Raw genomic sequence first — 26,969 nt, 5'->3', positions numbered from 1 at the left:
TTCAGACTTTTGGTTCCAAAGCTCTTTCTTCCCACCAGTCCCAGGCTCGAAGTGCGCGTCGGGCGAGCCTGCCGCCAAGAAAGGTCAGTGTGTTGCTGCTCAACGAAATCGATCGGCGATTGACGATCCAGAAGTCGGTCAGTTCGGTTTTATTGCCGTTGAGCAGGTCAGCAATGGTGCGGCCATTGAGGTGGGTCAAGGCCACACCATGACCAAAGCATCCGCCGGAATAGATAACGCGTTCGTCATTGATGAAGCTAATCTCTGGAACCATATCAACATTTACCGAAACAGGCCCGCCCCATCGATGGTCGATTCGAGTATCCCTGAGTTGCGGGTAGATCCACTTCAAATGCGCTTCACAGTGATCCCAGCTCGCCGGTGCAGGCACCTCACGCATGGCTTCTGTCCGATAAACGATCGCATCACCGCCGCCCATGATGATGCGGCCATCGGCGGTCGGTCTGAAGTAATGGAGCATTTGGCGGTTGTCGCCAAACGACTGCCTGTCCTTCCAGCCAATGCTGTCCCATTGCTTCTCGGTCAATGGTTCGGTGACGATCTGATAGGTCCAAAGCGGGTACTGACGGGTCTGCAGCCGTCGGGTGTCGGGTATTTGCCGTGAATAGGCATTGGTGGCCACGACGATTTTGTCAGCCGCGATTTTGTGGCTCGGCGTTTCGATGAGAATGACCGAAGCCGTTCGTTCGATATGGGTCACCGGCGTGGTCTCGTAGATTTCCACCCCGGCGGATTCCGCCAGTCTCTTCAGCGCTCGCACCTGTTTGCAGGGGTCGAGTTGCCCGGTATCGGATTCGTATACTCCACCGGCGAACTGATCCGAATGGAAGTCCTGCTGTACCCGGGATCTGTCTCTCCAGATCATGTCGTCATCAATGCCCAGCTCCTGGAAAAGCTGATAGGTTTTCTTCATTCGATCCAGTTGCTTGCCACAATAACTTATGCGGACCAGGCCGTTGTGTTGGTAGTCGGACTGGAACTGGTGCTCTTCGATGAGGTTTCTGGTGTAGGCCACGGCCTTTTTTAAGTATTGATGGGCCTCGAGCATTTTCTGCCGTCCCCAGCGCAACAGCACCATCTCCGGCTCCAGGCCAAACATTTTCGTACTGAATCCGGCATTGCGACCGCTGGCACCAAAGCCGACGATAGCTGCTTCCAGCACCACCACCCGGGCGTTGGGGTTGTCCTGCTTGAACTGCCAAGCGGTATTCAGGCCGGTGAACCCGGCGCCGATGATCACCACATCCGCCTTGAAACTTTGAGCCAGCGGCGGGTTGGGTGAGTAAGCGCCGTAGTTGCGTTGCCAAAACGATTTGTTTTCCAGGTGCGCACGCGGATCGACTGTCATGTTCTTGATCTCGTCATCAGGAAGGGGGCGAAGGCCATACAGTTATCAGATGATCGCTTGAGTCAGCGCCCCAGCATCAGGCGCATCAACCGGTCGAAAATTTTTCCATAGGGCGGGTAGAGCAACGGAAAAGCCGGGCATATGAATTGCTTGAAGATTGGGCGCAGCTTGGAGAATTCGACGAAACCTTCATACCCGTGGTAGTGCCCCATTCCACTGGCGCCCACGCCACCGAAAGGCAGGTCGTGCTGGGCGACATGCAGACCGCAATCGTTGATGGCCACGCCTCCCGACTGGGTCAAGGCAATGATCTTTTCCTGAACCGCTCGCTGATGAGTGAACAAGTAAAGTGCCAGCGGATGGTCACGATCCTGGATGTAGTTCAGCACTTCATCGAGGGTTCGATAGGTTTTTACCGGCAGGATCGGACCGAAGATCTCCTCTTGCATCAGTTGCATGTCCTCGTGTGTGTTCACCACCAGCACCGGGCAGATTTTTCGCGTCTGCGCGTCATGGGTGCGCCCGGGCAGCAACGGGATGATTCTTGCCCCTTTGTTCCGCGCGTCTTCCAGATAGTTTTGCAAACGTTCGTAGGAGGCGCAGTCAATGATCGATGTGTAGTCGCTCGCTTCGATGGCGCTGTAGCGTTTGGCTCCGACTGCACGACATTGGCTGACAAAAACTTCGAGCTGCGACTCGTGAACGAAGGCATAGTCGGGTGCTACGCAGGTCTGGCCGGCGTTGACCGTTTTCATTTGCAGGATTCGCGCAGCCGCCGTCTTAAGGTCGAAGTCTTCGGCCACGATGACGGGGGATTTGCCACCCAGCTCGAGCGTGACCGGTGTCAGATTGGCCGAGGCCGCCTTCATGACCTGACGCCCGGTATCCGCCGAGCCGGTGAAGATCAAGTGGTCAAACGGAAGGCTCGAAAAAACCGACCCGCTGACATTCGGCACGATGGCCAGCGTCTCTTCGACAAAATTCTCCGCGACCAACCGATGCAGCAATTTGCACAAATGCCGCGAGTTCGCGGCCATTTTCACCATGCAACGGTTGCCGGCTGCCAGTGCACTGGTCACCGGCCCCATCACCAGAAACAAAGGGTAATTCCACGGCGCGACTACACCGACGACGCCTTTGGGCTGCGGAACCACGGTGTTGCGTGCACCCAGAAACCAGATCGAACCGTGCCTGGACTGGGGCTTCATCCAGCTCCCTAGGCGTTTGCGGCAATCACGAATGCCGTCAACCGATAGGAATAACTCAAGGAGTTTCGTTTCCTGGTGGGCCCGGTTTCCGAAATCCTGGCTGATCGCTTCGCAAATGGCGTGCTGGTTATCCAGCAACAGTCGTTCCAGTCGTTTAAGGTTGGCTTTTCGTGTCTGCAGGCTCGGAACAGGGTTGGTCCGGTGCGCGGCCGTTTGTAGGGTAAATATACGTGTGGCCTCTGCTTCGCTGCGGTCGATGGAGAGCGCCGGGGCTGCCAGGTTCATGCTGAAATCTCCGGTGGACAGTCGGATTGGCGTCTGACGGATGCCGCCGGGTGCGCAGCGGCCCGATCGTCAGGCCCAAAGGAAGGATTTCAGGTTAGCGAGCGGGTCGGTCGACGAATTGTCCGTGGGTGCCAGTCTTGTCGGCACAACGTGCCAACCATCAGCTCGGGCGGCTGTGCCGTGTCGGTCGATCAACGAAGAGGCAGGTGGGCAGCACGGTATTGTTGGGGGGATTGGCCGGTCCAGCGGCGAAAGGCGCGAGTGAACGAGCTGGATTCGGAATAGCCGACCAGCAACGAAATCTCCGTCACCGAATAATCCGAGCCCTGCATGTAGGCCAGGGCCAGTTCCCGTCGTACATCTTCGATCAGCGATGAAAATTCGATGCCTTGATCCTTGAGCCGGCGCTGTAAGGTGCGCCGGCTAAGGCCCATTTGCTCGCTGATCTCCACCAGCGACAGGTTGCCGCTGCTCATGCCCGAGGCAATCATGCGGGTGATCTGCGGCAGGATGTCGTCGGAAATTACCCGTTCCTTTCGTTGCCGCTCAAGATACGGCTCGAGGGCCTCATGCAAGCGTTCGTTGGCATGGGAAACCGGCAGGCGCAGGGTGTCGAGCGACAAGTGAAGCCGGTTGCTGGGCTGATTGAAATGGATCGGGCACTGGAAGATTCGCTTGTGTGCAGAAATATCTGCTGGTTTTGCGTGTTCGAAGTCGACACGAAGCGGCTTGATCATGCAGTCCGTCAGCAGATTGATCTGGTGGAAAATCGACGCAATCGTGAATTCCGAATCCTGACGTCGATAGAGGATGGTCGGGGCGATGATCTTATATTCGACATAGGCCGATCTGGATTCGCACTCGAAGTTAATGACTGACTCCTGAGCGAAAACAATGATGAACTGTTCCAGCATGCGCAGCGCTTTTTCGACGCTCGGCGCGCAGTGCAGGGCATGGCCGAGTGCACCGAAATCATTGGCTTCGGTCTGAATGCCCAGATCAAGGCCGATATCAGGGTTCACCGTGCCGGCTGCCTCCCAGAGTGCGACGTACTGCTCGCCGGGTATTTCGATGTCGGCCCGTTCAAGGACCCGGGTGTCCATGCCTACGGCACTCAGGTGTGGTGCAAAGACATCGCGGAATCGACGAAAGAAGTTTTCAGACATGACGGTACGGACGGATTTCATTGTGCGCTACGGCCTTTGATTGCTTGACTAGCCTGTTCTTGTTGCCCGACGGGCCTTTTCATCATCAGCCTTTCGCGGGCACGAGGGCAAGCTGCACCCGCCTGAGCGTTTCACTCGATTGGCGTCAGATGTCAAAAGCCCTGTCATCTGCTGGCAAGCCGTCTCCCGGTGCCTTGGTTAGTTTTTGCATCGAGGTGTACCAGAACCTTGTTTGGGCTGGATGTTTGTCAGCCCCTTTTTCAACCGGTCCGGTCATCCCTTCAACAAAAACACATAACAAGATCCCTCCAGGAGACGTACATGAGAAACCTCCCGCGTTCGTTGTTGGGTGGCGCGCTGTTGGCGCTCTGCGGTTTCAGTCAGGTGCACGCCGTTGCGGCGGCTGACTTCAGCAAACCGGGTGGGGAACTGACACCCATCGGCGCAGAAAAGGCCGGCAACGCCGATGGAAGCATTCCCGCGTGGAACGGCGGCCTTGCGAAGGCGCCAGCCGGCTGGACACCGGGCCATGGTGATCCCTACGCCGGCGACAAGCCCCTTTACTCTATCGATGCAAACAACCTGGCCCAATACCTGAAACTTCTTCCCGAAGGTCAGGCCGCACTGATCAAGGCCTATCCCGGCTACCACCTGAACGTTTACCCGAGTCATCGCAGTTGTGCGATCCCGGATGAAGTGGCTGCGCGCACGAAGTCACTGGCCGGTCAGGCGCGGATCGGCAGCGATGGCTGGCGCCTGGAGCAGGCCGCCGGCGCCGCCGTGCCTTTCCCGATTCCGGAAAACGGCATTCAGGCGATGTGGAACTACAAGTTGCGCTACATGGCCAAGGGGCGTCGTGCGCAGATTTCGTTCCTGATGCGGGAAAAGGGTGGGTCCCTGACCGAAGTCAAACAATGGGCGAGCGAGTTCTACCCCTATAACGACGCGGCGGTAAAGGCGCCGGCTGACACCGATGGCATCGAAGCCAAGCTGCTTTACGACGTGTTGTCGCCATCCTCCCGTGCTGGCGAGATGTACCTGGTGCACTCGTTTCTCGATAAGGTCCAGAGTTCGTGGATCTATTTTCCCGGTCAGCGTCGGGTACGTCTGGCGCCATCGTTCGCCTACGACAATCCCATCGCCGGTTCCGACAATCTGTACTTTGTCGATCAGATCAACATGTTCACCGGCGCGCTGGATCGCTACGACTTCAAGTTGATCGGCAAGCAAGAAATGGTCGTGCCTTACAACTCTTACAAGCTTGTCGACAGGTCCAACACCTACGAAAAATTGATCGGCCAGGACTACCTGAATCGAGACGTGCAACGTTATGAGAAGCATCGGGTATGGGTAGTCGAGGCCACGGTCAAGGCTGACAAGCGCCATTCGTTCGCCAAGCGGATGTTCTATTTCGACGAGGACAGCTGGAGCCTGTTGCATGTCGACATGTATGACGCCAAGGGCAATCTCTGGCGGATACAGGAGGGCAGTCTGTGGGCAGATCCCGAGATTCAGACGTGTACAGGATTCGAATACGTCAGCTACGACCTGATCGCGCGGCGCTATATCGCTGACGGATTCACTCAGGAAGGGGAGTCCATCGATCTGACGGCAGGTCTGCAAGGACGCGTGAGCGACAAGATGTTCAACGCCAATGAGCTGCGTCGTCGCGGCGAACGCTGATCCCTTCCAGAGAGCTGTCCCATGAACCAGAGCAATAATTCATGCGGTGCAATCGCACCGCAGGGAGCCCCGTTCCCGCGAAACGCCTGCGTGCTGGCGGTTGCCTTAGCGATCAACCTGGCGTGGATACCATCGAGTCATGCCCTGATGTTCGGCAACGAGGCGGGGATTTCCGGCAGCTTCGACTCCACGCTGTCCGTTGGCTTCGCCAGCCGCCTGCAGTCACCCGATTGCCACATCCTCGGCAACGACAGTGGCGGCTGCAACACCGGCACCGGCAATGAACTGGCGCGCTACTACAACCCGGTTCGGGGCAACGGCTACGCCAATGCCGACATTAACTACAGCAACGGCGACGACGGCAATCTCAACTACGACAAGCACGATGTGTATTCCGAAGTCATCAAGGGCAATCATGAATTGAGCCTGCGCTTTGGCGATGGCTGGAGTGCGCTGGGCCGGGTCGCCTGGGCCAGGGACTTCAAGATGGACAACGTGCGCACCACCGGACTGGACGATCAGGCCAGGCGAGATGCTACCGAGCGTTTCGACCTGCTTGATCTGTGGGTGGCTAAACGTTTCGATCTGGGCGACATGCCGGCCAAGGTCAAGGTCGGTAATCAAGTGATCAGCTGGGGATCGGAAATCTTCGTGCCCGGTGGCATCAACCAGATCAACGCCCTGAGCCTGCCCAAGTACCACACCCCCGGTACCCAGTTGAAAGAGGTGTTCGTTCCGGCACCGATGGCTTCATTCAATATTGGCCTGACCGACACCGTCAGTGTTGAGGCTTACTACCAGTTCAAATGGAATGCCTATGCCCTCGATCCGGTGGGTACTTACTTCTCGTCGGCGGATGTCGTGGGTGAGGGCCGTCGTCCAATCTATTACCCGACAAACTACGTGGAAGGACTGACGGGCAGCGGCGCCTGTGCCGGTCTGCCGAAAGGTCATTGTGGTGCGCCGAACATCAGCGGCCTGAGCGATGCCGAGCTGATCGTTGCAGGACTCGCCGTTCCCTACGGCGGAGAGCGCGAAGCAAGGAATGGCGGCCAGTACGGTATTGCACTGCGCTGGACGGCGGAAATCATTGCGACCGACTTCGGTGTGTTCTATCAGCGTTATCACGACAAGCTGCCCTTTGTCGGGTACTCCGCCGTCAATAACCCGGACAATCTGGTGGTGGACAATTACTTCATCAACTACGGCGAAGATAAAAACCTGTTCGGATTGTCGGCAAGCACCATGGCTGGCCCGGTTGCGGTCGCCGGCGAGATTTCCTACCGTCCCGAGGACAGCGTGGCGATTGACCCGACCGTGCCGTTCGGACGCGGCTTCACGGGGACCTACAATCCCTACAGCGTGTTCGATACCGGCGTGAACAAAGGCTTTGTCGAAGAGAAGAAATGGCAGGTCGACGTGAATGCCGTTTACACCTTCTCCGCGAATGATCCGCTCGGATTCATTCCGAGTGCATTGGGCGCCTCGGATGGTTTCATCCTCGCCGAAGCCGTGGCCACGCGTTATCCGGGGCTGGACACCTCCGGCAAGGTGCCTTATCTGCTGCCGGACTACTCGATCCCGGACAAGACCTCCTGGGGCTACGTCACCGAGTTCGGCATCAACTATCCCAACCTGTTCGACACGGGTATCACCGTCACCCCGCAGCTGGATTTCAGCCATGACGTGAAGGGCACGTCGCCCAACGCCATGCCGTTCGTGGAGGGGCGCAAATCGCTCAGCGCCGCGCTGCTGTTCAACTACCGCGACCGCTGGAAGGGTGGACTGCAATGGGTGCAGTTCTGGGGCGGTGGCGACAACAACCTGATGGCTGACCGCGATTTCCTCAGCGGCAACGTTTCCTACTCCTTCTGATCCCGCAGCGCGATCCGGGCGACGAAAGGTTGTCCGCGATAGCGGCTGTATCGAGGCATTCCATGTTGGCTTTCCTGGTGTCGGCGCTCGAGCGCTTTTTCTTCCGTCATCGCCTGGCAACGCTTGGCCTGCTGGCGGTCATCACAATGATCATGGGCAACTTCGCCTCGCGACTGGAGATGTCGGCCGGTTTCGACAAGCAACTGCCGCAGCAACACGAATTCATCAAGACCTTTAACCAGTACCGCGACGTGCTGTTCGGCGCCAACCGGGTGATCGTGGTGCTGCATGCCAGGCACGGTGATATCTGGAACAGACAGGCGATGACTCGCCTGTACGACCTGACCCAGACGCTGTTTTTCATGCCCGGCATCGACCGGCGCAGCGTCACCTCGCTGTGGACACCCAACACCCGTGCCGTTCAGATCACGGAAGAGGGCATGAAGGCCGAAGACGTGATCGGTGGCGATGTCACCGTGAGCACGCTGGACGACCAGGCGATTGCCGGCATTCGCGAGCGCACCATCGTCGGCGGTTTCGTCGGCAGTCTGGTGGCCAACGACTACAGCGGCGCTATGGTGGTGGCCGAACTGGCCGACCCGGATCCGCAGACCGGCCAGCGTCTTAATTACCTGCAATTCAGTCAGCGTCTGGAAGACGAAGTCCGTGCGAAATACGCCGATGCCGATCTCGACGTGCAGATTATCGGCTTCGCCAGACAAATGGGCGATATCGGTGCCGGTGCCAAGAGCGTGGTGGCCTTTTTCGCCCTGGCCTTCGTGCTCACGGCACTGGCTGTCTATGGATATACCCGCTCTTGGGCGCTGACACTGTTGCCGTTGCTGTGCTCTCTGGTGTCGGTGGTCTGGCAGTTCGGCACCCTCACGCTGCTGGGCTTCGGGCTCGATCCACTGGCGATACTCGTGCCGTTCCTGGTGTTTGCGGTAGGGGTGTCCCACGGCGTGCAACAGGTCAATTTCATCGCCAGGGAGGTCTGTGCCGGGGCCGACGGGATGACCGCCGCCCGGCGCAGCTTCGTTGCGCTGTTCATACCCGGCACGTTGGCCCTGATCACGGCATTCGTCGGTTTTGCCACGCTGGTACTAGTTCCGATCCCGATGATTCGTGAGTTGGCGATCACGGCGTCGGTCGGTGTGGCGTACAAGATCATCACCAACCTGATCATGTTGCCGTTGATGGCAAGCTATTTCCGTTTCGATCAGGGCTGGGTCGCACGGGTCGAACGGCTGCGGGCCAGGCGCGACAATGCGATGGTCAGCCTCGGACGCATTGCCGAGCCGCGCAATGCAGTGATTACAACCTTGTTGTGTCTGTCGCTGATGGCCGTGGCGGTATGGCAAAGCCAGGGTCGACACATTGGTCATGTACTGCCCGGAGCACCGGAGTTGCGCGAGGATTCGCGCTACAACCGGGATGTGGAAAGTGTGGTCAGCCATTTTTCCCTGGGGCTCGACCAGTTCACCGTGGTGGTGGAAACGCCAGCGGGCGGCTGCTATCGGCAAGACGTCATGACCTACGTGGATCGTCTGACCTGGGCACTGGGCAACGTACCGGGCGTGCTGTCGGCGCAATCGCTGCCGGCCCTGACGAAGCTGGCGGCCTCCGGGGTCAATGAGGGCAACCCGAAATGGGCCGCTCTGCCTCGGGATGAGCTGTCGCTGGGTGAGGCTGTCCGTCAGGTTCCGGAAGCGCTGCATCTCTACAACGCCGACTGCACGCTGCTGCCCGTCAACCTGTACCTGGCCGATCACAAGGCCAGCACCCTCAAACGGGTGGTCAACGCCGTCGAGCGTTATCGGGCCGAACACGGCATGCCCGGCGTGACCCTACGCCTGGCCAGCGGCAATGCCGGTGTTCAGGCAGCGACCAACTACGTGGTCGAAGCCTGCGAACTGCCGATGATGTTGTATGTGTACCTGACCATCGCGCTGCTCGTGCTGCTGGTCTATCGCGACTGGCGCGCAATGATCGCCTGCTGTGCACCGCTGACGCTGGCGACCTTTCTCGGCTACGGGTTCATGAAAGCGCTCGACATCGGCCTGACCGTCGCCACCTTGCCGGTGATGGTACTCGCCGTTGGCATCGGCGTGGATTACGCGTTCTATATCTACAACCGCTTGCAGATGCATCTGGCCCGTGGTCAGGACATCGTCAATGCCTTCCAGTTGGCCCTGCGAGAAGTAGGCGTGGCAACGGTGTTCACCGCATTGACCCTGTCAGTCGGTGTCGCCACCTGGTCGTTCTCGGCGCTGAAGTTTCAGGCTGACATGGGACTGCTGCTGACCTTCATGTTCATGGCCAACATGCTGATGGCCATCACCCTGTTGCCCGCATTGGCCGTGGTACTGGAAATCCTGATTCCGCGTCGGGGGCCGGTTCGTGCGCCTCTGATCGCGCACTGACGAGGAGCCTCTCGATGATTGCACTGCAATGGTTTCGTTGGTTGGCCGTGGCCTGGGTTCTGGTTTTCGCCGGCAGGCTTTGGGCGGCTGAAATCGATTCACCGGCGATTTTGCTGAACAACGCGCAATCGGCCCCGTTGGTGGCGGTCGCCCGGACCGGACAGCGCTGGGTGGCGGTCGGCGACCACGGCGTGATCGTTCATTCCGATGATGGCCGGGTCTGGAGCCAATCCAAAAGCGTCCCGGTCGACGGTTTGCTGACTGCGTTGAGCTTCGCCGATGACCGGCAGGGCTGGGCGGTCGGCCACAATGGTGTGGTGTTGCACAGCGATGACGGCGGCCAGACCTGGGTCCTGCAAAAGCGTCTGGACGACCAACCGACTCTGCTTTCGGTGTGGTTTGAAAATGCCCGCCACGGCATGGTCGTCGGTGCTTATGGCTACGCTGCGCAGACCCTGGACGGTGGCGCGACATGGCAAGCGATGCAGGTGGGTGAGGAGGGCGAGGATCATCATCTCAACGCCTTGTTTGCAGGGCGTGATGGCACGTTGTTCATTGCCGCGGAATCCGGCAAGGCCTTTCGCTCCAGCGACCACGGTGCGACCTGGCAGTCGCTGGATACCGGTGTCAGTGGTTCGCTGTGGGGTGGAACCGGCTTGCGCGACGGGCGCCTCCTTCTGGTCGGCATGAGCGGGCGGGTGCTGATGGGGGACAGTTCCGGCAGATACTGGCAAAGGCTGGACAGCGGCAGCCACGAGGCGATCACCGCCGTCACCCAACTCAATGACGGTCGCGTTGCCTGGGTCGGCAACGGCGGACTGGTCGGGCGTTCCGACACGGCTGTCGAACATTTCTCTGTCGAGCAGCGCGAGGATCGTTTGAACCTCGCGGCTCTGGCGGCGAACACCAGCGGCGATCTGCTGCTGTTCGGTCCGACAGGCGTGATCGTTCCCGACGCCGTCCCGGGAGCTGAAAAATGACACCGGATGCCAACCGCACTGTCACCCCGGGTCAAGTCGCCGCAGATACCCCCCGCATAGACTGGAATCCAGGCCGACTGGGTCGTTCGAAGCCACGGAAGTGTGTTTTTATGCTCAAGTGTTCACTGCAACTTTTACTGTGTGGTTTGACCTTTTTCTGTGCCGTATCGCCGGTATTCGCCGGGTTCGTGCCCGAGCAGGCCGGGGTCGAAGTGCTGGGCGATCACCGCGACCGGAACTGGTTCTGGATCTGGGGCAGCAACGCACCGAACATGGTCGACGGGCGCGCGTATCTGTTCGATGACAACGGTCGCAATCTCGGCCTGTTGAGCACCGGCATGTGGTCCAACGGACTGGTGTTGTCGCACCGGCGCGAGGAGATTTACGCCAGCGAGATCTACTTCAGCCGTGGCGTGCGTGGCAAGCGCACGGACGTGGTCACGGTCTACGACGCCAGGACTCTGAGCCCGAAGCACGAGATCGAAATTCCCGCCAAGCGCATGTCGGCGCTGATTTCCAGCGGCCTCAGCGTACTGTCGGACGATGAGCGTTTTCTGTTGGTGGTCAACTTCACACCGGCGCAATCAGTCTCCATCGTCGACCTGGAAAACAAGCGTTTTGTCAGCGAAGTGGCGACACCGGGGTGTGCCTCGGTCTACCCGGCCGGGCCACGGGATTTCTATTCGATTTGCGGCAATGGCGGGTTCTTCCATCTGCGTCTCGATGATCAGGGGCAAGTGGTGCTGCAAGAGCGCACCGACCCCGCGTTCGACCCGCTGCAGGATCTGCTACTGACCACTGGTTCGCGTCTCGGCGACACCTGGTATTTCGTTTCGCAGAAAAACAATGCCTACGCGCTGAAGATGACCGCCGAGGGCGTGGTGCCGCTGCATCACTGGTCATTGGTCAGCGAAACCGAGCGTGCTGATGGCTGGGGCATCGCCGGCAACCATGGCACGGCTTTGCATGAGCGCAGTGGCCGGTTGTTCGTGCTGATGCACAAGGACAAACCGGAGAACTACCAGAAGCCCGGCACCGAAGTCTGGGTCTATGACCTCAAGACCCGACAGCGTCTGAAGCGCATTGAACTGAACGAGCAAAGCACCGCCATCGGTGTCAGCCAGGGCGAACAGCCACGGCTGTACAGCCTCGACTGGGTGGTGCCGATGCCGAAACTGTTCACCCTGTGGATCTACCTCACACAGGGCGATGCGGGACTGATGCCGCTGTTGCGTCAGGGCATCAACCTCTACGACGCCGACAGTGGCGAGCACCTGCGCAGTGTCGGCGATATCCCGCTGGGTTTCATGAATGTGGTGATGCCATGGTGATCGATGATCCGCTCGTGCATCTGGCCAGCGCTGGTTTGCTCGCACTTTTGTTGGGTTCGGGCGGCATGCAAAAGCTGCGCAATCGATCAGCGTTCGTTCAAGTGTTGCAGCGCTACGGGCTCGGACAAGGATGGCGCAGGGCGCTGGCTTTTTTATTGCCTGTCGGGGAAATCCTCAGCGCCGCCGGGCTGATTCTGTGCCTGAAGATGCCTTGGCTGGCGGCACCCGCCGTGGTGTTGCTGGGGCTTTATGCCGGCGTCCTGGCCGTCAGCGTTCGACGCGGCGTGGCGATCGAAGATTGCGGTTGCCACTTCGGGGGCAAACCTCAGCCACCTAGTGTTGCTTTGGTCTGGCGCAACCTGCTGCTTACGGGGCTGGCGCTGAATCTTGTACTGCCCGCCACTGGCCGCCCGTTGGCGTGGCTCGACGTACTGACCCTGTTCTTTCTGCTCATCAGCGCGACCGCCCTGTACGGGTTGGCCCATTTGCTGATGGCCAACCACGCTGCCTTGAGGAAACTGTGATGACCACGATGCATGCGCTGATGATTTCCAACGTCCTGTCCTGGTTGATGACACTTGCGCTGTTACTGGCCATCTGGGCGCTGGCCCGGCAGATCGGTGTGCTGCACGAACGCATCAAACCGGTGGGGGCGTTGTCCCTGGGTAAATCGATCAAGGCTGGCGAAGTCGCTCCGCCGTTCACCCTGACCAGCCTCACCGGCGGCACGGTGAGCATCGGTGGGGGCAGCGCCTATGGGCAATCGACATTGCTGTTCTTTCTCTCGGAAACCTGCCCGGTATGCAAGACGCTGCTGCCGGTGCTTAAGTCCTTGCGTCAGCACGAAAGGGCGCGCTTGCGCGTAGTGCTCGCCAGCGACGGCGACCTGACCGCCCATCAAGCCTTCATCGATGCGCAACGCCTGCATGAGTTTCCCTACCTGCTGTCGCAGGAAGTCGGTCTGGCCTATCAGATCAGCAAGTTGCCGTACGGCGTGTTGATTGATGCCAACGGCACCGTGGTCACTCATGGCCTGATCAACTCCCGTGAGCATCTGGAAAGCCTGCTGGAAGCCCAGGACACGGGATATGCCTCGATTCAGGCGTACCGGGCAACGTTGCAGGTGTCCGATGAGCCTCTTTACAAACAGGTGCACTGAGCATGGCGATCAAATGGTTCGATGAAGCGGCGGAGATGTTCTCCCGTCGGATCGCCCGCAATACGTCGCGGCGAGGATTTCTGGGCGGTCTGGGGACGATGATGATCGGGGTTGGCGCCACGACATTGCTGCCGGTTTTTCGCAGCGGCGCCTTTGCTCAGACCAGCCCGGGACTGGTGGAAAGCGGCGATCCGAACAGCTGCGACTACTGGCGTTATTGCGCTATCGACGGTTTTCTCTGTGGTTGCTGTGGCGGCACGGTCAACAGTTGTCCCCCGGGCACCGTGCGCTCGGACATCACCTGGATCGGCACTTGCCGCAACCCGTCTGACGGCAAGGACTACGTCATCTCTTACAACGATTGCTGCGGCAAAAGTAACTGTGGCCGCTGCGTGTGCCAGCGCGATCAGGGCGATACGCCGCTTTACCGTCCGCAAAGCTCGAACGATCTGAACTGGTGTTCCGGCAGCCTTGCCGACATGCCGTATCACTGCTCGCTGTCGGTGGTCATCGGGGTGAAAGAGTAGGGATGGCCAGTCGCGTACTTGTCGCGTTCACACTGGTGTGCGGGATGTCGTTTGCAGCTTCCGGGAGCTGGGCAACCGAGCCCCGGCAGTTCGATTACATGGTCAATTGCCAGGGTTGTCATCTGCCAGACGGCAGCGGTAATCCGCAACGTCAGGTTCCGGCATTTCCCGGCCAGCTCGGCAAATTCCTGAGTGTGCCCGGTGGCCGGGCGTATCTGGTGCAGGTGCCGGGCTCGGCGCTGTCCGGGCTGTCGGATGAGGCGCTCGCTGGTGTCCTCAACTGGATGCTGACGACGTTCAGCCGGGCTGAGTTACCCCGTGATTTCGAGCCCTACACCGCCCGTGAAGTGCAGCACTGGCGACCTTCCGTACCCGCCGACATCGAGCAGGTTCGCGAGGACTTGCTGCGGCGCATCGCCCGGCAATAACAACAAGGGAGAACGGCTAACGATGAAGATCAGGATTTCTGTCGGCGTGCTGCTGTGCGCCGTGCTGCTCGGTGCTCACGCTGAAGTGCCTGCACAGGTTGGCACCTGCGTGGCGTGTCACGGGGCCGACGGGCAGGGCAACGCGGTATTGGGCGCGCCCCGTCTGGCCGGCCAACAGGCTGTGTATCTCCAGACGCAACTGCAGAACTTCAAGAGCAGACGGCGCGGCTATGACGCCCGTGATTCGCTCGGCGCGCAGATGCGTGCAATCGCCAGCGCTCTGAGCGACAGCGATATGCAGTCACTGGCCGGGTATTTCTCGAGTCTGGCATTGACCGGCAAGAGCAGGGTTGCGCCATCCGGCGAGTCCCATGGAGAAGCGCTTTATCAGACGACGTGCGCTGCGTGTCACGGGCCGAAAGCAGAAGGTTTCGCCCACTTGAAAACGCCGAACCTCGGCATCCTCGATAGCGCTTACATCGAGCGCCAGCTCGAGCATTTCGCTCAAGGCCTGCGTGGAGGGGAACAGCATGCCGACGAGCTGGGTATCTGGATGCGCAGCATCGCACTGCAGATTGCGAATGAAGCTGATCGCAAGGCGATTGCGACCTACATCGGCAGCCAGGCAAGCGCTGCCCCCTGATCATTATCTGAAGCTGGAACGGTTTTCATGAATGTATTGATTGTGCATGCGCACCCGGAGCCGGGCTCCTTCACCACGGCCATGAAAGAACTCGCGGTGGAGGTCATGGCCGGGCAGGGCAACGAGGTCATCGTTTCCGACCTGTACGTCCAGAACTTCAATCCCGTTGCCAGTGCAGAAGACTTTAACCAGCGGGCCAATCCCAAATACCTCGTCTATGCACTGGAGCAGCGGCACAACAATAAACAAGGCAGCCTCACGGCGGAGATTCAGGTCGAGCTGGACAAGGTCCGGTGGGCCGATCTGATCATTTTCAGCTTCCCGATCTACTGGTTCGGCATGCCGGCCATTCTCAAGGGCTGGATCGACCGGGTGTTTATCTCCGGCTACTGCTATGGCGGGCGGCGCATCTATGACCAGGGCGGGCTGAGCGGCAAGTCAGCGATGCTCGCGATCTCCCTGGGCGGGCAACGGCACATGTTCGGCGCCGGTGCCATTCATGGCGAAATCGAGACGCTGCTGCGCCCGATTCATCAAGGCATGCTCGGCTACGTCGGACTCAAGGTCCTGCCGCCGTTCATCGCCTGGCATGTGCCCTACATCAGCGATGAAGGCCGGCGCGAATACCTCACGCAATACCGTCAGCACCTGCTCGACCTGGAGCAGCACACACCGTTGTCGATGCCTGCAATGAGTGACTACGACGAGACTCTTCGACCTAAGCGAACGTGAGCCAATACCGATGCTTTCCAAACAGTTCATCAGCGGGTTCCGTCACGAACTCTCCAACCGAGCCTTTGCCTTGATGGCGGTAAGGCGCATGACAGAACGACTACAAGGCGATGAGCGCCGCGTGTTCTGGAAAACCTATTGGGATCTGGAACGGTTTAACAGTCCGCGCTATTCGGCAGCGGCCCGACAGTGGGGACTGGAATTCAAGCCGGGGATCTTTCCGAAAACCAAGGCCTGGCTTATTTCTTCTGTGCCAAGACCATGGATGGGTATGTTGCTGAAAATCGTCCATCGGGAAACCGTCAAATACCTGCAGTGGCTCAAGGCGCTGCGGGATATCGGTCCGACGGAATCACGGGTGTTCCTCAATTACATGATCGAACAGGAAGAGCTGCAGATCGAGTTGATGCAGTTGGCCTTGGCGAACCGTTACACGGAAATCGTGCGGCGCGCGGACCGGTTCTTCCTCAAGTACAGCGGTGTCATTTTAAGCAGAGGTGAGTAAATGACGATGTTCCCCAAACGTATGGCCGATGAGCTTTATCATGACTTGATGTCCTCAGAAACAGTGAAGGGGGTTCGCAGGGAGGTTCGTGCATTCGCCGATGAATTCGTGGCGCCCAGAGCCTATGAAATCGCCCACCGAGACGAAAGCATCGAGAACTTTCCACGCGACGTATTCGATGCCATGGCGCGCCACGGCATTTTCGCCATTCCCTTTGCGCAGGAGGACGGTGGTCGTGGCCTTGAACATCGAGTGCTAGCCACCGCAACGGTCTGCGAGGAATTGGCCTACCACAGCAACTCGATTGCCGCCGTGTTCGACGTACACTGCATTCTGGCCGGGCGGACGCTGGAAAAGGGCAGTGATGCCATTCGCGAGCGCTACCTGGGGCCGGTGATCCGAGGAGAAAAAATCGGTGCATTCGCCACGACCGAACCACTGGCAAGTACCGATCTTTCGCCCAGAGCTGTTGCGACGATTGCGCGTCGAGAGGGTGACCGTTACATCCTCAACGGGCAAAAGCGCTTTATTACCAACTCCCCCGTGGCCGACTTTATCGTTGTGCTTTGCCGCAGTGACGAGGATGGCATGGTCGAGTTGGTGGTCGAGACCGATCAGCCGGGCGTGCGTATCGGCAAACCGGATCTGAAAATGGGCAATCGCGGTCAGCTCACCGCCGATGTACATTTCGATCAGGTCGAGGTTCCGATCGAGCGACGCATCGGTGAAGTGAATCAAGGGCTGCGTGTTGCGCTGGCGACCCTGACGTTCGGCCGGATCGGCATTGCGGCCACCGGTGTCGGCATGGCTCAGGCCGCGTTCGATCATTCCACGGATCATTTGCACAACCGTGAAGCCTTCGGCAAGAAACTCGGCGCCTTCCAGCACTGGCAGTTCCGGATGGCCGAGCGTGCCACACAGATCGAAAATGCACGCAATCTCTACATCAAAGCCGCATTGCGCATGGATCTGGGCGCCGAGTTCCCCGAGCCAGAAGCGGCGATGGCGAAGTTCTATGCCACCGAGGCTGCCGGCGACATGGCGCGTGATGGCGTGCAGATCTTTGGGGGATACGGCTTCTTGCGCGAACTTTCCGAAGACGGAAGTCATTACAAGGTCGAAGAGATCTACCGGGACAACAAGATCAGCGAAATTTATGAGGGGACAAATGAAATCCAACGAATGGTCATTGCCCGGCAAATATTTGGTAAGGGCTTAGTAGGCTGACTGATTGCTTTCAGCTGTAAGTGGAGGTTTTATAAGCGACCGCTAACGGCCATTAACGGACGCTCGCAAGGGGAGGCTAGGCCTCTTTACAGCCCGATTTTTTCCGCAATTTATTTTGAGGTGCTGATTTTGCTGTCTTGGAGCGGATAAGAAAAGTGTGTGATGCGGAAAAATAATATCTCTAAGTACATGATTTAAAAGAAAAAAATAATGGACTTAAAATTCCCCGCTCGTAAGGGCGTGCCGGTTCGATTCCGGCTTCGGGCACCATCTTAAATCAAGGGTTTGCGGGCGAATGCTGATGCAAACCCTTGTTTGTTTCCGGTCCGCAATTTCGACAGTGGTCCGCAATTCACTTCGTGGGCATGACTCTTTTGCCCTTGCGATTTCGAATGTACTGCTCGGTCATCACGACAGTGGTATGCCCAGGTTGATCCTTGGCCTGCATGATATCGCCACTCGATTCCGCCTTGTCGGTGCCAGCCTTGGCGCGCAGATCGCGCATTTGGAACTCGGCCTTTTCAACTCCAGCGGCCTCCCGGGCCACATCAAACCGCCTCCGCAACATTGCCTCCGTCATCGGAGTGCCATCCTCTGTCACGATCAGCCGCGTCGAGTGGACCTTGTGCCCAGCTTTACGGACCATGATTCGATCAATCAAAACTTTCAGCTCGCCAATGACCTCGATTCGCCGTTTGGCCTTCGTTTTTCCAATCAGCTCGTCGCGAATGGACGATTCGCCGCTACTAACAAATGGTATTGAGCTGTCGATGATACCTGCGAAAATCTGGACTGGACTAAAGCTCCGACACAGTCCGCTCATCCTGGCGATAATGGCACCAGCATCGCGTCCTTCGCGTTAATGATTGCAGACGAATTCGTTCAAACTTCGCAGGGAAATCCATTACTTCAAAAGCTATACCATCGAAGGGAGTCAAGCACTGTAGGAGAGCTGCTGGGAGCTTTGTGTCGCCCAGCCGACGGCGACTCAGGCGCTGTCGGCTAGGAGCCGGTTTACTCCTTGATACCACGTAAACGCAAGGCGCGGCGGCGCATGATTTCAATCGCCACCAACAACATCACTGACCCCAGAATCAGTAACGTAGCGGCCGCCAAGATGGTCGGGCTGATCTGCTCTCGCATCCCTGACCACATTTGCCGAGGGATTGTGCGTTGCTCGATGCCTCCGAGAAATTGCACCACCACTGCTTCGTCGAACGAGGTAACCATGGCGAAGAGGCCTCCGGAAATGATTCCGGGGCGAATTAGCGGGAAAGTGATTCGCAGGAAGGTATAGGAGGACGATGCACCCAGGCTCGAAGCGGCCCGTGTCAACGAGTGATCGAAGCTCACCAGGGTCGCAGTCACCGTGATGATCACAAACGGTGTGCCAAGTACCGCGTGGGCGAGAATGATCCCAAGATGGTTATGCGCCAGGCCCAAGGTGCTGTAGAAGAAGTACATACCTGCCGAGGAAATGATCACCGGGACAATCATCGGTGAAATCAGAGTGCCCATCAGCAGTGCTTTGCACGGCAGGTTTGAGCGACTGAGCCCCAGTGCCGCCAAGGTGCCAAGCAGCGTAGCGATCACCGTCGAACTCGCGGCGATGATCAGGCTGTTTTTGAATGACAGTAGCCACATTGGATCTTCCAGCAACTCGTGGTACCAGCGACTGGAAAACGCTGCCGGATCGAGCTTGAGCATACCGCTGGTGAAGCTGAAATAAGGCTCGACGTTGAAAGACAGTGGAATAACTACCAGCACCGGCAAGATCAAAAACAGCAGCACCAACAGACCGAAGCCGCGAACGCCGTAGAACCAGGTGCGCCCCAGCGGGCCGGTATAACTTGGAAGGCTCATTTTCGGTTACCCCAGTTTCATGTTGCTGATGCCGACCACACGGTCGTACAGCCAATAGAGAAATAGCACGATCAACAGCAAGATGCTGCCGATGGCCGCGGCCAGGCCCCAGTTGAGTGAGGTTTGCATGTGGTACGCGATGAAGTTGCTGATGACCTGGCCGGTACGCCCGCCCACCAACGCTGGCGTGATGTAGTAACCAATGGCGAGGATGAACACCAGGATCCCGCCAGCGCTCAGGCCCGGCAGAGAAAGTGGAAAATAGATGCGTACAAAGGTTCGCAACGAGCTGGCACCCATAGAGTGCGCAGCACGGATGTAGGTCTGATCGATGCTCTTCATCACGCTGTACATCGGCAGCACCATGAACGGCAGCAGGATGTGCGTCATGGCGATGACCGTGCCCCACATGTTGAACATCAGATCCAGTGGCTGGGCAATCAGGCCGAGCTTGAGCAGGGTGCTGTTGAGCACGCCGCTCGATTGCAGGATCACCATCCAGGCTGTAGTGCGTACCAGCAACGACGTCCAGAAGGGCAGCAGTACCAGAATCATCAGGACATTACTGACTTTGGCCGGCAGCGTGGCCAGCATGTATGCCAGCGGGTAGCCCAGCAACATGCATAGCAACGTGATGCCGACGGTCATGGTCAGGGTCTTCAACAGAATGCTGACGTAGATCCGCCGGCTCTCGGGTTGACGTACCACGTTGCCCTGATCGTCGTATTGCAAGTCCAGGGCGGCCAGATAGTGGATGCCCGAATACGCAGGCGCCATGGATTTGAGTTGTGCCCAAGTGCCGAGTTGCCCCCATCGACTGTCTATGCTCACCATTCCCGCTGCATAGTTTCCGCTGGCAGGTCTGGACTTGCCCAGCTCTCGCGCGGTTTTGCTGAACAGGCTTTGGAAGCCACTTTTGACCCGGTTGAGATCAGAGCCCACTCGGTCTAGCTGCTGACTATGATCCAGGCTGACTATTTCTTCAGCCAGTGTCGCGTAAACCTGTTCATTCGGCACGGCCTTACCGTCCCAGTCACCCAGCGCCTGGCTGGTTAGCGGCATGTAAGTCGATAGCGTTCCATTTTCTACACTGCGCATCAGCATGGTTCCGATGGGCAGCAGAAAGAACACCGTGATGAAGGCCAGCAAAGGGAGAACCAGCAGCAGGGAACGAACCTTATTGACCCGTTCTGCTCTTTGTAAACGGACGCGCAGGCTCGGTTGCGCATGGTCATCAAGGACTTGCCCGCTCAGCGGCCGGGCGGCATATGAACTGCTCATGGTGGACTCCAGTGAAGAGTGATTGGCAGGCGTCATGGCTCAAGCATCCAGCGCGCGACAGTCGTCGACAGCCCAGCCCAACATGATTTGCTCACCGACACTGGGACAACTTCGTCCAGCGGCATTGACAACCTTGACGATGAATTCCGAGTGCCCGGCCAATTCCAGGCGGGCGCGTAAGTGGTCGCCGTGGTAGATGACCTCGAGAACGCGAGCGGGCACACGGTTCTCACACTCCCACTGAGCCGGGTTCATCAACACGCGCTCGGGGCGAATCGAGAGGGTAGTAGGTGAGCCCACTCCCGAGACTTTTACCGCACGGGCCTTGAGCAAGTGCTCGCCAACACGCACGGTGCAGTATCCATTCTCGATCGCCGTGACCTGGCCGTGCAGGCGGTTGTTCTCACCAATAAAGCTCGAGACAAATGCGGTTTCCGGTTTTTCGTAGAGATCTGACGGATTGGCCAATTGCTGCACGATGCCGTCGTTGAAGACCGCGATGCGATCAGACATGGTCAGGGCTTCACTCTGATCGTGGGTGACGTAAACCACGGTGATACCCAGTTGCTTGGACAGGCGCTTGATCTCGTACTGCATCTGTTCGCGAAGCTGTTTATCCAGCGCGCCCAGTGGCTCATCCATCAGCACCAGTCTGGGCTCGAAAATCAGCGCACGGGCCAGTGCCACGCGTTGCTTTTGCCCCCCGGAAAGCTGCGCCGGCATGCGGTTGCTCAACTTGCCCAGGGCAACCATGTCCAGGGCTTGGGTCACACGCTGTTGAATCTCGCTGCGACTGAAGTTACGCACCTTGAGCGGAAAGGCCAGGTTCTCGGCAATGGTCAGGTGCGGAAACAAGGCATAGTTCTGGAACACCATACCGATGCCGCGTTTCTGCGGCGCAATGTCGTTGACAGGCTTGGCGTCGATGCAGATTTCCCCGTGGGTAACGGTTTCAAACCCGGCAAGCATCATCAGGCATGTGGTCTTGCCCGAGCCGGAAGGTCCCAGCATTGTGACGAACTCGCCTTGCTGAATATCCAGGTTGAAGTTCTTCACTACGAGCGACTCGCCGTCGTAACTTTTTTGAACATTGCGGAAACTGACAAACGATTGTGAATCCATGGGGCACCTATTGTTCTTGTTCGAATTGCGCTGGAATAACGCCGCGCTTCGCTCCGCGCTGAAGTAACGGCGTCACGTGTCCCTGAGTTTTGATGGCAGCGGCCTCCCGTAGCCGCTGAAAAGACTTATCTGGCCAGCCAGGCGTTGAAGCGTTCGTTCAACTCATCGGCGTGGTCACCCCACCATTCGGAGTTCACTTGCAAGGCGTTCGCGAAGTTGGCGGGGCTGGTAGGCAAGTCAGCCTGGACTTCCGGGCTGAGCATCTTTTGCGAGGAATAGCGCGTAGGGCCGTAGGGGATGTAATTGGCTTGATCGGCGAGTACCGAGCTTTGTGTCGCAAACTTGAGGAAGTCGAAAGCGAGGGTTTTATTGGTATTTCCTGCCGGTAAAACCCAGGCCTCCATGTCATAGACCTGACCGTCCCAGACGATCTTGAATGGCTGGTGTTCTTTCTTGCTGGCAATCACGATGCGCCCGCTGTAGGCGGAGGTCATGCTGACCTGGCCATCGGCTAACAGCTGTGGCGGTTGCGCTCCAGCCTCCCACCAGACGACCTGATCCTTGATGGTGTCGAGTTTGGCGAAGGCGCGATCAAGGCCTTGCTCTGTTTCAAGTGTTGCATAGACTTGGTCACGGGGAACGCCGTCGGCCATCAAGGCCCATTCCAGATTGACTTGCGGGGCCTTGCGCAATGATCGCTTGCCAGGAAAACGCTTGATGTCGAAGAAGTCTTTCAGTGTCTTGGGTTGCTCGCCCGTAAAGGCGTTGCTGTTGTAGGCCATCACGGTGGACCAGACGTAGCTGGCAACGCCGCAATCGCTTAACGCGCCGGGAATGAAATCTTTTTCGGCTGGCGTGCCGTCGGGGGCGGGAGCGAGGGACTTTGGGTCGATTTTTTCCAGCAAACCGGTATTGCAGGCGCGTAATACGTTGAGCAACTCGGCATCTACCACGTCCCAGGAGACTTTCTTGCTGTCGACCTGGGTCTTGATCTGCGCGATGCCACCGGAGTAATCCTCGGAAATGACCTGGGTACCGGTCGCGGCCGTAAATGGTTTATGGGCGGCTTGAATCTGCGCATCGGTCAGGTTGCCGCCATATGACACCACTGTAAGGCTTGTGTTGGCCAAAGCACTGGCGCAGACCAGGGGACAAAGCAAAAGCAAAGGGAAGCTGTTCATACGTGATACCCGTTTTTTATTGTTGTGGGTAACCGTTGCGGGGCGATACGCACGCTGTCGGCGCAAAGCCTCAGTAACGATCAGGGCTTCACTGTCTGAAAAAACACGGAAGGGGAAAAGCAATAAAAAAAAGGCCAATGGGGCGAATTTATTTATGCGTGAGCGGTGGAAGGTTATCCCTGGGACCGCTCGAGGGCTCCAGTTGATTGCACCGTGTTCCGGTCGGCCACAGTCAACTGGAAACGCCGCAGGGTTATCAGATCCGGCGTTCGGTCTGAGCCTCTTCGGTCAGCCATTCGGCAAACGCAGCCGCTTGAGGATTGACAATCTTGTGTGGTGAGTAGACCAGGTAAAACGCCTCTGAAGTTTCAAACCGCGCAGCCAATGGTGCGATCAATTGACCCGACGCCAGGTGCTGTTCGACCAACGTTGAGCGGGCCAGTGCCACCCCTTGGCCCAGCTCGGCCATTTTCAGGGCCGAGATCAGCGTGTCGAACTGCATGCCTTGTGAATAATCCACATGATCGGCCTTGGCCTTTTTCAGCCAGTAACCCCAACCTTCTTCATAGCCCAGAACGTGCAGCAGTTGGTGATGGCCCAGGTCGGCAGGGGAGTTCAGCGGTTTTTCAGGGCAGGGCAACTCGGGCGCGCACACGGGGAACAGTTTGTCCCACGTCAGGCGTTCGCTCTTGAGCCCCGGCCATTTGCCGCTGCCGTAACGAATCTCCAGATCTGCTTCGAGATCGGTTTCGCCCATCCAGATATTGCTCGTGATTCGCAGGTTGATCTGGGGGTGTAACTGGCGAAAGCGAGCGAGCCTGGGTGCCAGCCAGTGGGTGAAATAAACCAGGCTGAAGCGGATGGTCAGCACTTTACGATGGCCTTGGCCGAATATCTCATCGGTCGCCGCTGCCAGTCTTTCCACCGAGTCGTGTACCGCCGGCAAAAACGCCAGTCCCGGTTCGGTCAGCTCCAATCCCCGGGGCAAACGCTTGAACAGCGCAGCACCGAGTTGCGATTCGAGAGCCTTGATCTGTTGGCTGATAGCAGCCTGGGTCAGGTTCAGCTCCAATGCGGCATCGGTAAAGCTGAGGTGACGCGCCGCAGCCTCGAAGGCGCGCAACCAGTTAAGTGGAGGCAATCGTTTTTTCATGGTGCCGAACTCGATGGCGTGCACGCCTGTTGTTGTAATCCCCGGCTTTTGGCAAGGCCGGATGCTATGGATTCGGGATCATCGGAGCATAAACCCATAAATCCTGCTTGCAATACATAAAAAAAATGACCCCTCAGGGCTTTTTTTTATTGCTTTCGCCGACACCGACTTTTCACGAAAGTATTCGTCAAGTCGTTCTTCGGCAGTCGGCCACCGCAAGGGCTGCGCCACGTTGCTGACGACCTCAAACATCAAGAAATGGCCTGCCCGCAACTGCTGGCAGGTCAATAAAAATAAAGGGTGAATCATGGCACAGCGCAGTCAACTGCCTCTTTGTGGCGTTAACGTCATCGACTTCGGTCAATACATTGCCGGCCCGGCCGTTGCGATGATCCTCGCGGATCTCGGAGCGACGGTCATTCACATCGACCCACCCGGTGGGCCGCTTTGGGATAGCCCGGCCAATGCCGTGCTCAATCGCAACAAGCTCTGCGTCAGTCTTGACCTGAAGTCGCCTGAAGGCCTTCAGCAGGCACGGCAGATGATCGCCAAGGCTGACATCCTGATCGAGAACTTCCGTCCAGGCGTCATGACTCGCCTGGGCCTCGATTTTTCCGAGCTACGTACCGAGCGCCCAAGCCTGATCACGCTTTCCATTCCAGGCTTTGCCAGCAACGATGAGCTACGTCGGCAGTGGCGCGCCACTGAAGCAATCATCGCTTCGGCCTCCGGTGTTTTCACTGACATGGGGCAGAACCGTGTATTGATGGGATTCAATCCGAGCTTCTCGCCGCTGCCACTGGCCTCGGCGTACGGCACTATGCTGGCCGCGTCCTCGGTGATGTTGGCATTGCAGGCTCGCCAACGCACCGGTCTGGGGGACGAAATAGAAGTACCGCTGGCGGCAGCGGTGATGGAAGGACTGTCTTATAACTCGATCAAGATCGACGATTATCCGCTGCGCTACAAAACCCTGCGCGAAAAGGAAATCGAGCGCCGACGTGCGCAAGGTTTACCGATGAACCTTAGCTACGACGAGTTGCAGGAGTACCTCGACCCGTTCTACCGCACGTACGAATGCGCCGATGGCCGAAAGTTCTATGCGGTCTGCCCGTCGCACCGGTCTCACGCCAAACGCTGCCTGCAAGCCATGGGGTTGCTGGATGAGATGATCGCTGCCGGCTTGCCCAAGGTGGATGACCCGTACCTGCCGTTCTCGCAGTGGGAAGGCGATGCCTCGCTTGGGGTTTATCCGCTCCCGGCCAATTGGGCCAAGCGCATTTCCGAGCGCATGAAAGATGTGTTTCTGACAAAGACCTCGGCGCAGTGGGAAGTGATTTTCGGGGAAGGGCAGTTCCCCGGCACGCCACACCGTTCGACCCGGGAGTGGCTGCACGATGAGCACGCCAATACCGCAGGCCTCGTGGTCGATGTGATCGACCACAAATACGGAGTAATGAAGCAGCCGGGACCAATGGCCTGGCTTGAAGACAGTGCGGCTCTGATGCTCGCCCCCGTATCGCGCCGTGATGTCAGCATTGACGAGGCTTTGGCAACGCTGGACGAAACGCCGCGTGATGTCCTGCCGGCAGTGTCGGATTCCGCGCCGAAGGGCTGGCTGGACGGTGTACGGATTCTTGATCTGACCAACGTCATCGCCGGTCCGCATTCCACTTCCTATCTTGGACGCTTCGGCGCTGAGGTGATCAAACTTGATCCGACCACGCCAAACTATGATCCGTGGAATACGGTGGTCTTCGGCCTGTCGTCGGCGCGCGGCAAACAAAGCATTCTGGTCGACCTCAACCAGCAGGAAGGACGCGAGGTATTCGACAAGCTGGTACAGACCGTCGACGTGATCGTAATGAATGCGCCTGATCGTCAACTTGCGCCGCTGGGGCTGGATGAGGCCAGCCTCAAGGCAATCAACCCAGGAGTGATCTTCTGTCAGCTCGATTGCTTCGGTGGCCCACGCCGCGGGCCGCGTACCGACTACCTGGGCTACGACGATCTGATTCAGGCCACAACCGGCATCATGTTGCGCTTCGGCGGCGGGATGGAAACGCCAGAAGAGCATGCGCACGTCGGCACGATCGATGTCATGTGCGGATTCGCTGCGGCGTTGGGTGTGGCGGCGGCGCTTTACCAGAAAACTCGTACCGGTCAGGTCAGTCGCGCACGTACATCGCTGGCGGCGCTTGGCAACCTGGTACAGGTTCCGTTCTGTTATGACTACGTGGGACGTGCGCCATTCGATGAGCCATCGGGACGTGACGTGATGGGATACCACGAATTGTCGCGCTTCTATCACACCGCTGACGGCTGGTTGTACCTCGATACTGACATGACCGAACTTGAGCGACTGGACTCGGTTGACGGGCTGAGGGGTATTGCTCAAGCGCAGGATCGTGCGGCATTCCTGTCCCTGGCGCTGGCCCAGGCACCCGGTGAAACCTGGCAGCAACGCCTGCAAGCGGTGAATCTGGCTGCCGCCGTTCCGGACAATATTGATCAGCTACGCCAGCGATACAGTCGTGCTGCGGATGGTCTGCCGGGCACCGGGAACGGCAGTTACTCATTCAGTGTGTATGCGGATCATCCAAGCGGTCATCGCATTACGCAGCTGGATCCGTTTGCAATTCGCCCACGGCACGCACCGATTCGTGCATTGCCACCGGCTGAAAAGTTTGGTGCCTCGACCCGCGCCGTCATGCGCGAGATGGGCTTTAGCGAGCCACAGATCGAGGCACTGATGGATAAAAAGGTGATCAACGACAGCTGGAGCCAGGAATACCTGCCGAGCTGACCTGTACCCACCCACCGAACCT

At 58.3% G+C, this 26,969-nt stretch carries 22 protein-coding genes and 1 pseudogene; 14 read left to right on the top strand and 9 right to left on the bottom strand.

Annotated elements, in window-relative coordinates; genetic code table 11:
* Position 1 precedes the first annotated feature (1 nt).
* The 3 genes from AC1MDC_RS00955 to qhpR all read right to left on the bottom strand — a co-directional run bounded on the left by AC1MDC_RS00955 (position 2) and on the right by qhpR (position 4,049).
* On the bottom strand, positions 2-1,369 hold the full coding sequence (locus AC1MDC_RS00955; RefSeq protein ID WP_480392298.1) for an NAD(P)/FAD-dependent oxidoreductase: 1,368 nt from the start codon (positions 1,367-1,369) through the stop codon (positions 2-4).
* 62 nt (positions 1,370-1,431) lie between these two features.
* Positions 1,432-2,862, bottom strand: coding sequence for a coniferyl aldehyde dehydrogenase (locus tag AC1MDC_RS00950; protein WP_480392297.1), 1,431 nt, complete (start codon positions 2,860-2,862; stop codon positions 1,432-1,434).
* Positions 2,863-3,053: 191 nt separating this feature from the next.
* On the bottom strand, positions 3,054-4,049 hold the full coding sequence (qhpR, locus tag AC1MDC_RS00945; RefSeq protein WP_085695974.1) for an AraC-like transcriptional regulator QhpR: 996 nt from the start codon (positions 4,047-4,049) through the stop codon (positions 3,054-3,056).
* A gap of 300 nt (positions 4,050-4,349) precedes the next feature.
* Between qhpR and AC1MDC_RS00940 the strand changes: the two genes are divergently transcribed.
* The 13 genes from AC1MDC_RS00940 to AC1MDC_RS00880 all read left to right on the top strand — a co-directional run bounded on the left by AC1MDC_RS00940 (position 4,350) and on the right by AC1MDC_RS00880 (position 17,541).
* A complete protein-coding gene (locus tag AC1MDC_RS00940) occupies positions 4,350-5,711 on the top strand; it encodes a DUF1329 domain-containing protein (RefSeq protein WP_480392296.1) in 1,362 nt (453 codons plus the stop codon).
* 21 nt (positions 5,712-5,732) lie between these two features.
* The gene (locus tag AC1MDC_RS00935; RefSeq protein ID WP_480392295.1) at positions 5,733-7,586 is read left to right on the top strand and encodes a DUF1302 domain-containing protein; all 1,854 of its coding nucleotides are present in this window, start codon (positions 5,733-5,735) and stop codon (positions 7,584-7,586) included.
* A 62-nt stretch (positions 7,587-7,648) separates the two neighbouring features.
* A complete protein-coding gene (locus tag AC1MDC_RS00930; protein WP_480392294.1) occupies positions 7,649-10,009 on the top strand; it encodes an efflux RND transporter permease subunit in 2,361 nt (786 codons plus the stop codon).
* Between the two features lie 14 nt (positions 10,010-10,023).
* Positions 10,024-10,989 carry a WD40/YVTN/BNR-like repeat-containing protein gene (locus AC1MDC_RS00925; protein WP_480392293.1) on the top strand — a complete coding sequence of 322 codons (966 nt, stop codon included), beginning with the start codon at positions 10,024-10,026 and terminating at the stop codon, positions 10,987-10,989.
* 110 nt (positions 10,990-11,099) lie between these two features.
* A complete protein-coding gene (locus AC1MDC_RS00920; protein ID WP_480392292.1) occupies positions 11,100-12,320 on the top strand; it encodes an amine dehydrogenase large subunit in 1,221 nt (406 codons plus the stop codon).
* Positions 12,314-12,844: a MauE/DoxX family redox-associated membrane protein gene (locus AC1MDC_RS00915; protein WP_480392291.1), complete on the top strand. Its 531-nt coding sequence runs from the start codon at positions 12,314-12,316 to the stop codon at positions 12,842-12,844. The genes AC1MDC_RS00920 and AC1MDC_RS00915 overlap by 7 nt, the downstream gene beginning before the upstream one ends.
* A complete protein-coding gene (gene mauD, locus AC1MDC_RS00910) occupies positions 12,844-13,479 on the top strand; it encodes a methylamine dehydrogenase accessory protein MauD (RefSeq protein ID WP_480392290.1) in 636 nt (211 codons plus the stop codon). The genes AC1MDC_RS00915 and mauD overlap by 1 nt, the downstream gene beginning before the upstream one ends.
* Before the next feature lie 8 nt (positions 13,480-13,487).
* Entirely contained in the window at positions 13,488-14,006 is a 519-nt protein-coding gene (locus AC1MDC_RS00905) for a methylamine dehydrogenase light chain (RefSeq protein WP_371917909.1), read from the top strand.
* A gap of 2 nt (positions 14,007-14,008) precedes the next feature.
* On the top strand, positions 14,009-14,434 hold the full coding sequence (locus AC1MDC_RS00900) for a c-type cytochrome (RefSeq protein WP_480392289.1): 426 nt from the start codon (positions 14,009-14,011) through the stop codon (positions 14,432-14,434).
* Positions 14,435-14,456: 22 nt separating this feature from the next.
* The gene (locus AC1MDC_RS00895; RefSeq protein WP_480392288.1) at positions 14,457-15,077 is read left to right on the top strand and encodes a c-type cytochrome; all 621 of its coding nucleotides are present in this window, start codon (positions 14,457-14,459) and stop codon (positions 15,075-15,077) included.
* Between the two features lie 27 nt (positions 15,078-15,104).
* Complete coding sequence (locus AC1MDC_RS00890) at positions 15,105-15,809, top strand: NAD(P)H-dependent oxidoreductase (protein ID WP_480392287.1); 705 nt, start codon at positions 15,105-15,107, stop codon at positions 15,807-15,809.
* Positions 15,810-15,819: 10 nt separating this feature from the next.
* On the top strand, positions 15,820-16,314 hold the full coding sequence (locus tag AC1MDC_RS00885; RefSeq protein ID WP_085695986.1) for a hypothetical protein: 495 nt from the start codon (positions 15,820-15,822) through the stop codon (positions 16,312-16,314).
* A complete protein-coding gene (locus AC1MDC_RS00880) occupies positions 16,315-17,541 on the top strand; it encodes an acyl-CoA dehydrogenase family protein (protein ID WP_480392286.1) in 1,227 nt (408 codons plus the stop codon).
* A gap of 352 nt (positions 17,542-17,893) precedes the next feature.
* On the opposite strand, the pseudogene AC1MDC_RS00875 reads toward AC1MDC_RS00880, so the two are convergent.
* The 6 genes and pseudogenes from AC1MDC_RS00875 to gcvA all read right to left on the bottom strand — a co-directional run.
* Positions 17,894-18,280, bottom strand: a pseudogene (locus AC1MDC_RS00875) (tyrosine-type recombinase/integrase); the annotation flags it as partial.
* Between the two features lie 275 nt (positions 18,281-18,555).
* On the bottom strand, positions 18,556-19,404 hold the full coding sequence (locus tag AC1MDC_RS00870) for an ABC transporter permease (RefSeq protein ID WP_085701970.1): 849 nt from the start codon (positions 19,402-19,404) through the stop codon (positions 18,556-18,558).
* Between the two features lie 6 nt (positions 19,405-19,410).
* Positions 19,411-20,685, bottom strand: a complete 1,275-nt coding sequence (locus AC1MDC_RS00865; protein WP_085695989.1) for an ABC transporter permease — start codon at positions 20,683-20,685, stop codon at positions 19,411-19,413.
* Positions 20,686-20,724: 39 nt separating this feature from the next.
* On the bottom strand, positions 20,725-21,807 hold the full coding sequence (locus tag AC1MDC_RS00860; protein WP_227232677.1) for an ABC transporter ATP-binding protein: 1,083 nt from the start codon (positions 21,805-21,807) through the stop codon (positions 20,725-20,727).
* 125 nt (positions 21,808-21,932) lie between these two features.
* Complete coding sequence (locus tag AC1MDC_RS00855; protein WP_480392285.1) at positions 21,933-23,126, bottom strand: ABC transporter substrate-binding protein; 1,194 nt, start codon at positions 23,124-23,126, stop codon at positions 21,933-21,935.
* Between the two features lie 118 nt (positions 23,127-23,244).
* Positions 23,245-24,141 (bottom strand): transcriptional regulator GcvA, encoded by an 897-nt coding sequence (gene gcvA, locus AC1MDC_RS00850; RefSeq protein ID WP_480392284.1) that lies wholly within the window; start codon positions 24,139-24,141, stop codon positions 23,245-23,247.
* A gap of 307 nt (positions 24,142-24,448) precedes the next feature.
* Between gcvA and AC1MDC_RS00845 the strand changes: the two genes are divergently transcribed.
* A complete protein-coding gene (locus AC1MDC_RS00845) occupies positions 24,449-26,947 on the top strand; it encodes a CoA transferase (RefSeq protein ID WP_480392283.1) in 2,499 nt (832 codons plus the stop codon).
* Positions 26,948-26,969: the final 22 nt, after the last annotated feature.

The organism is Pseudomonas sp. 1, from assembly GCF_056626735.1.
This window is presented reverse-complemented; position numbering and strand designations above follow the sequence as displayed.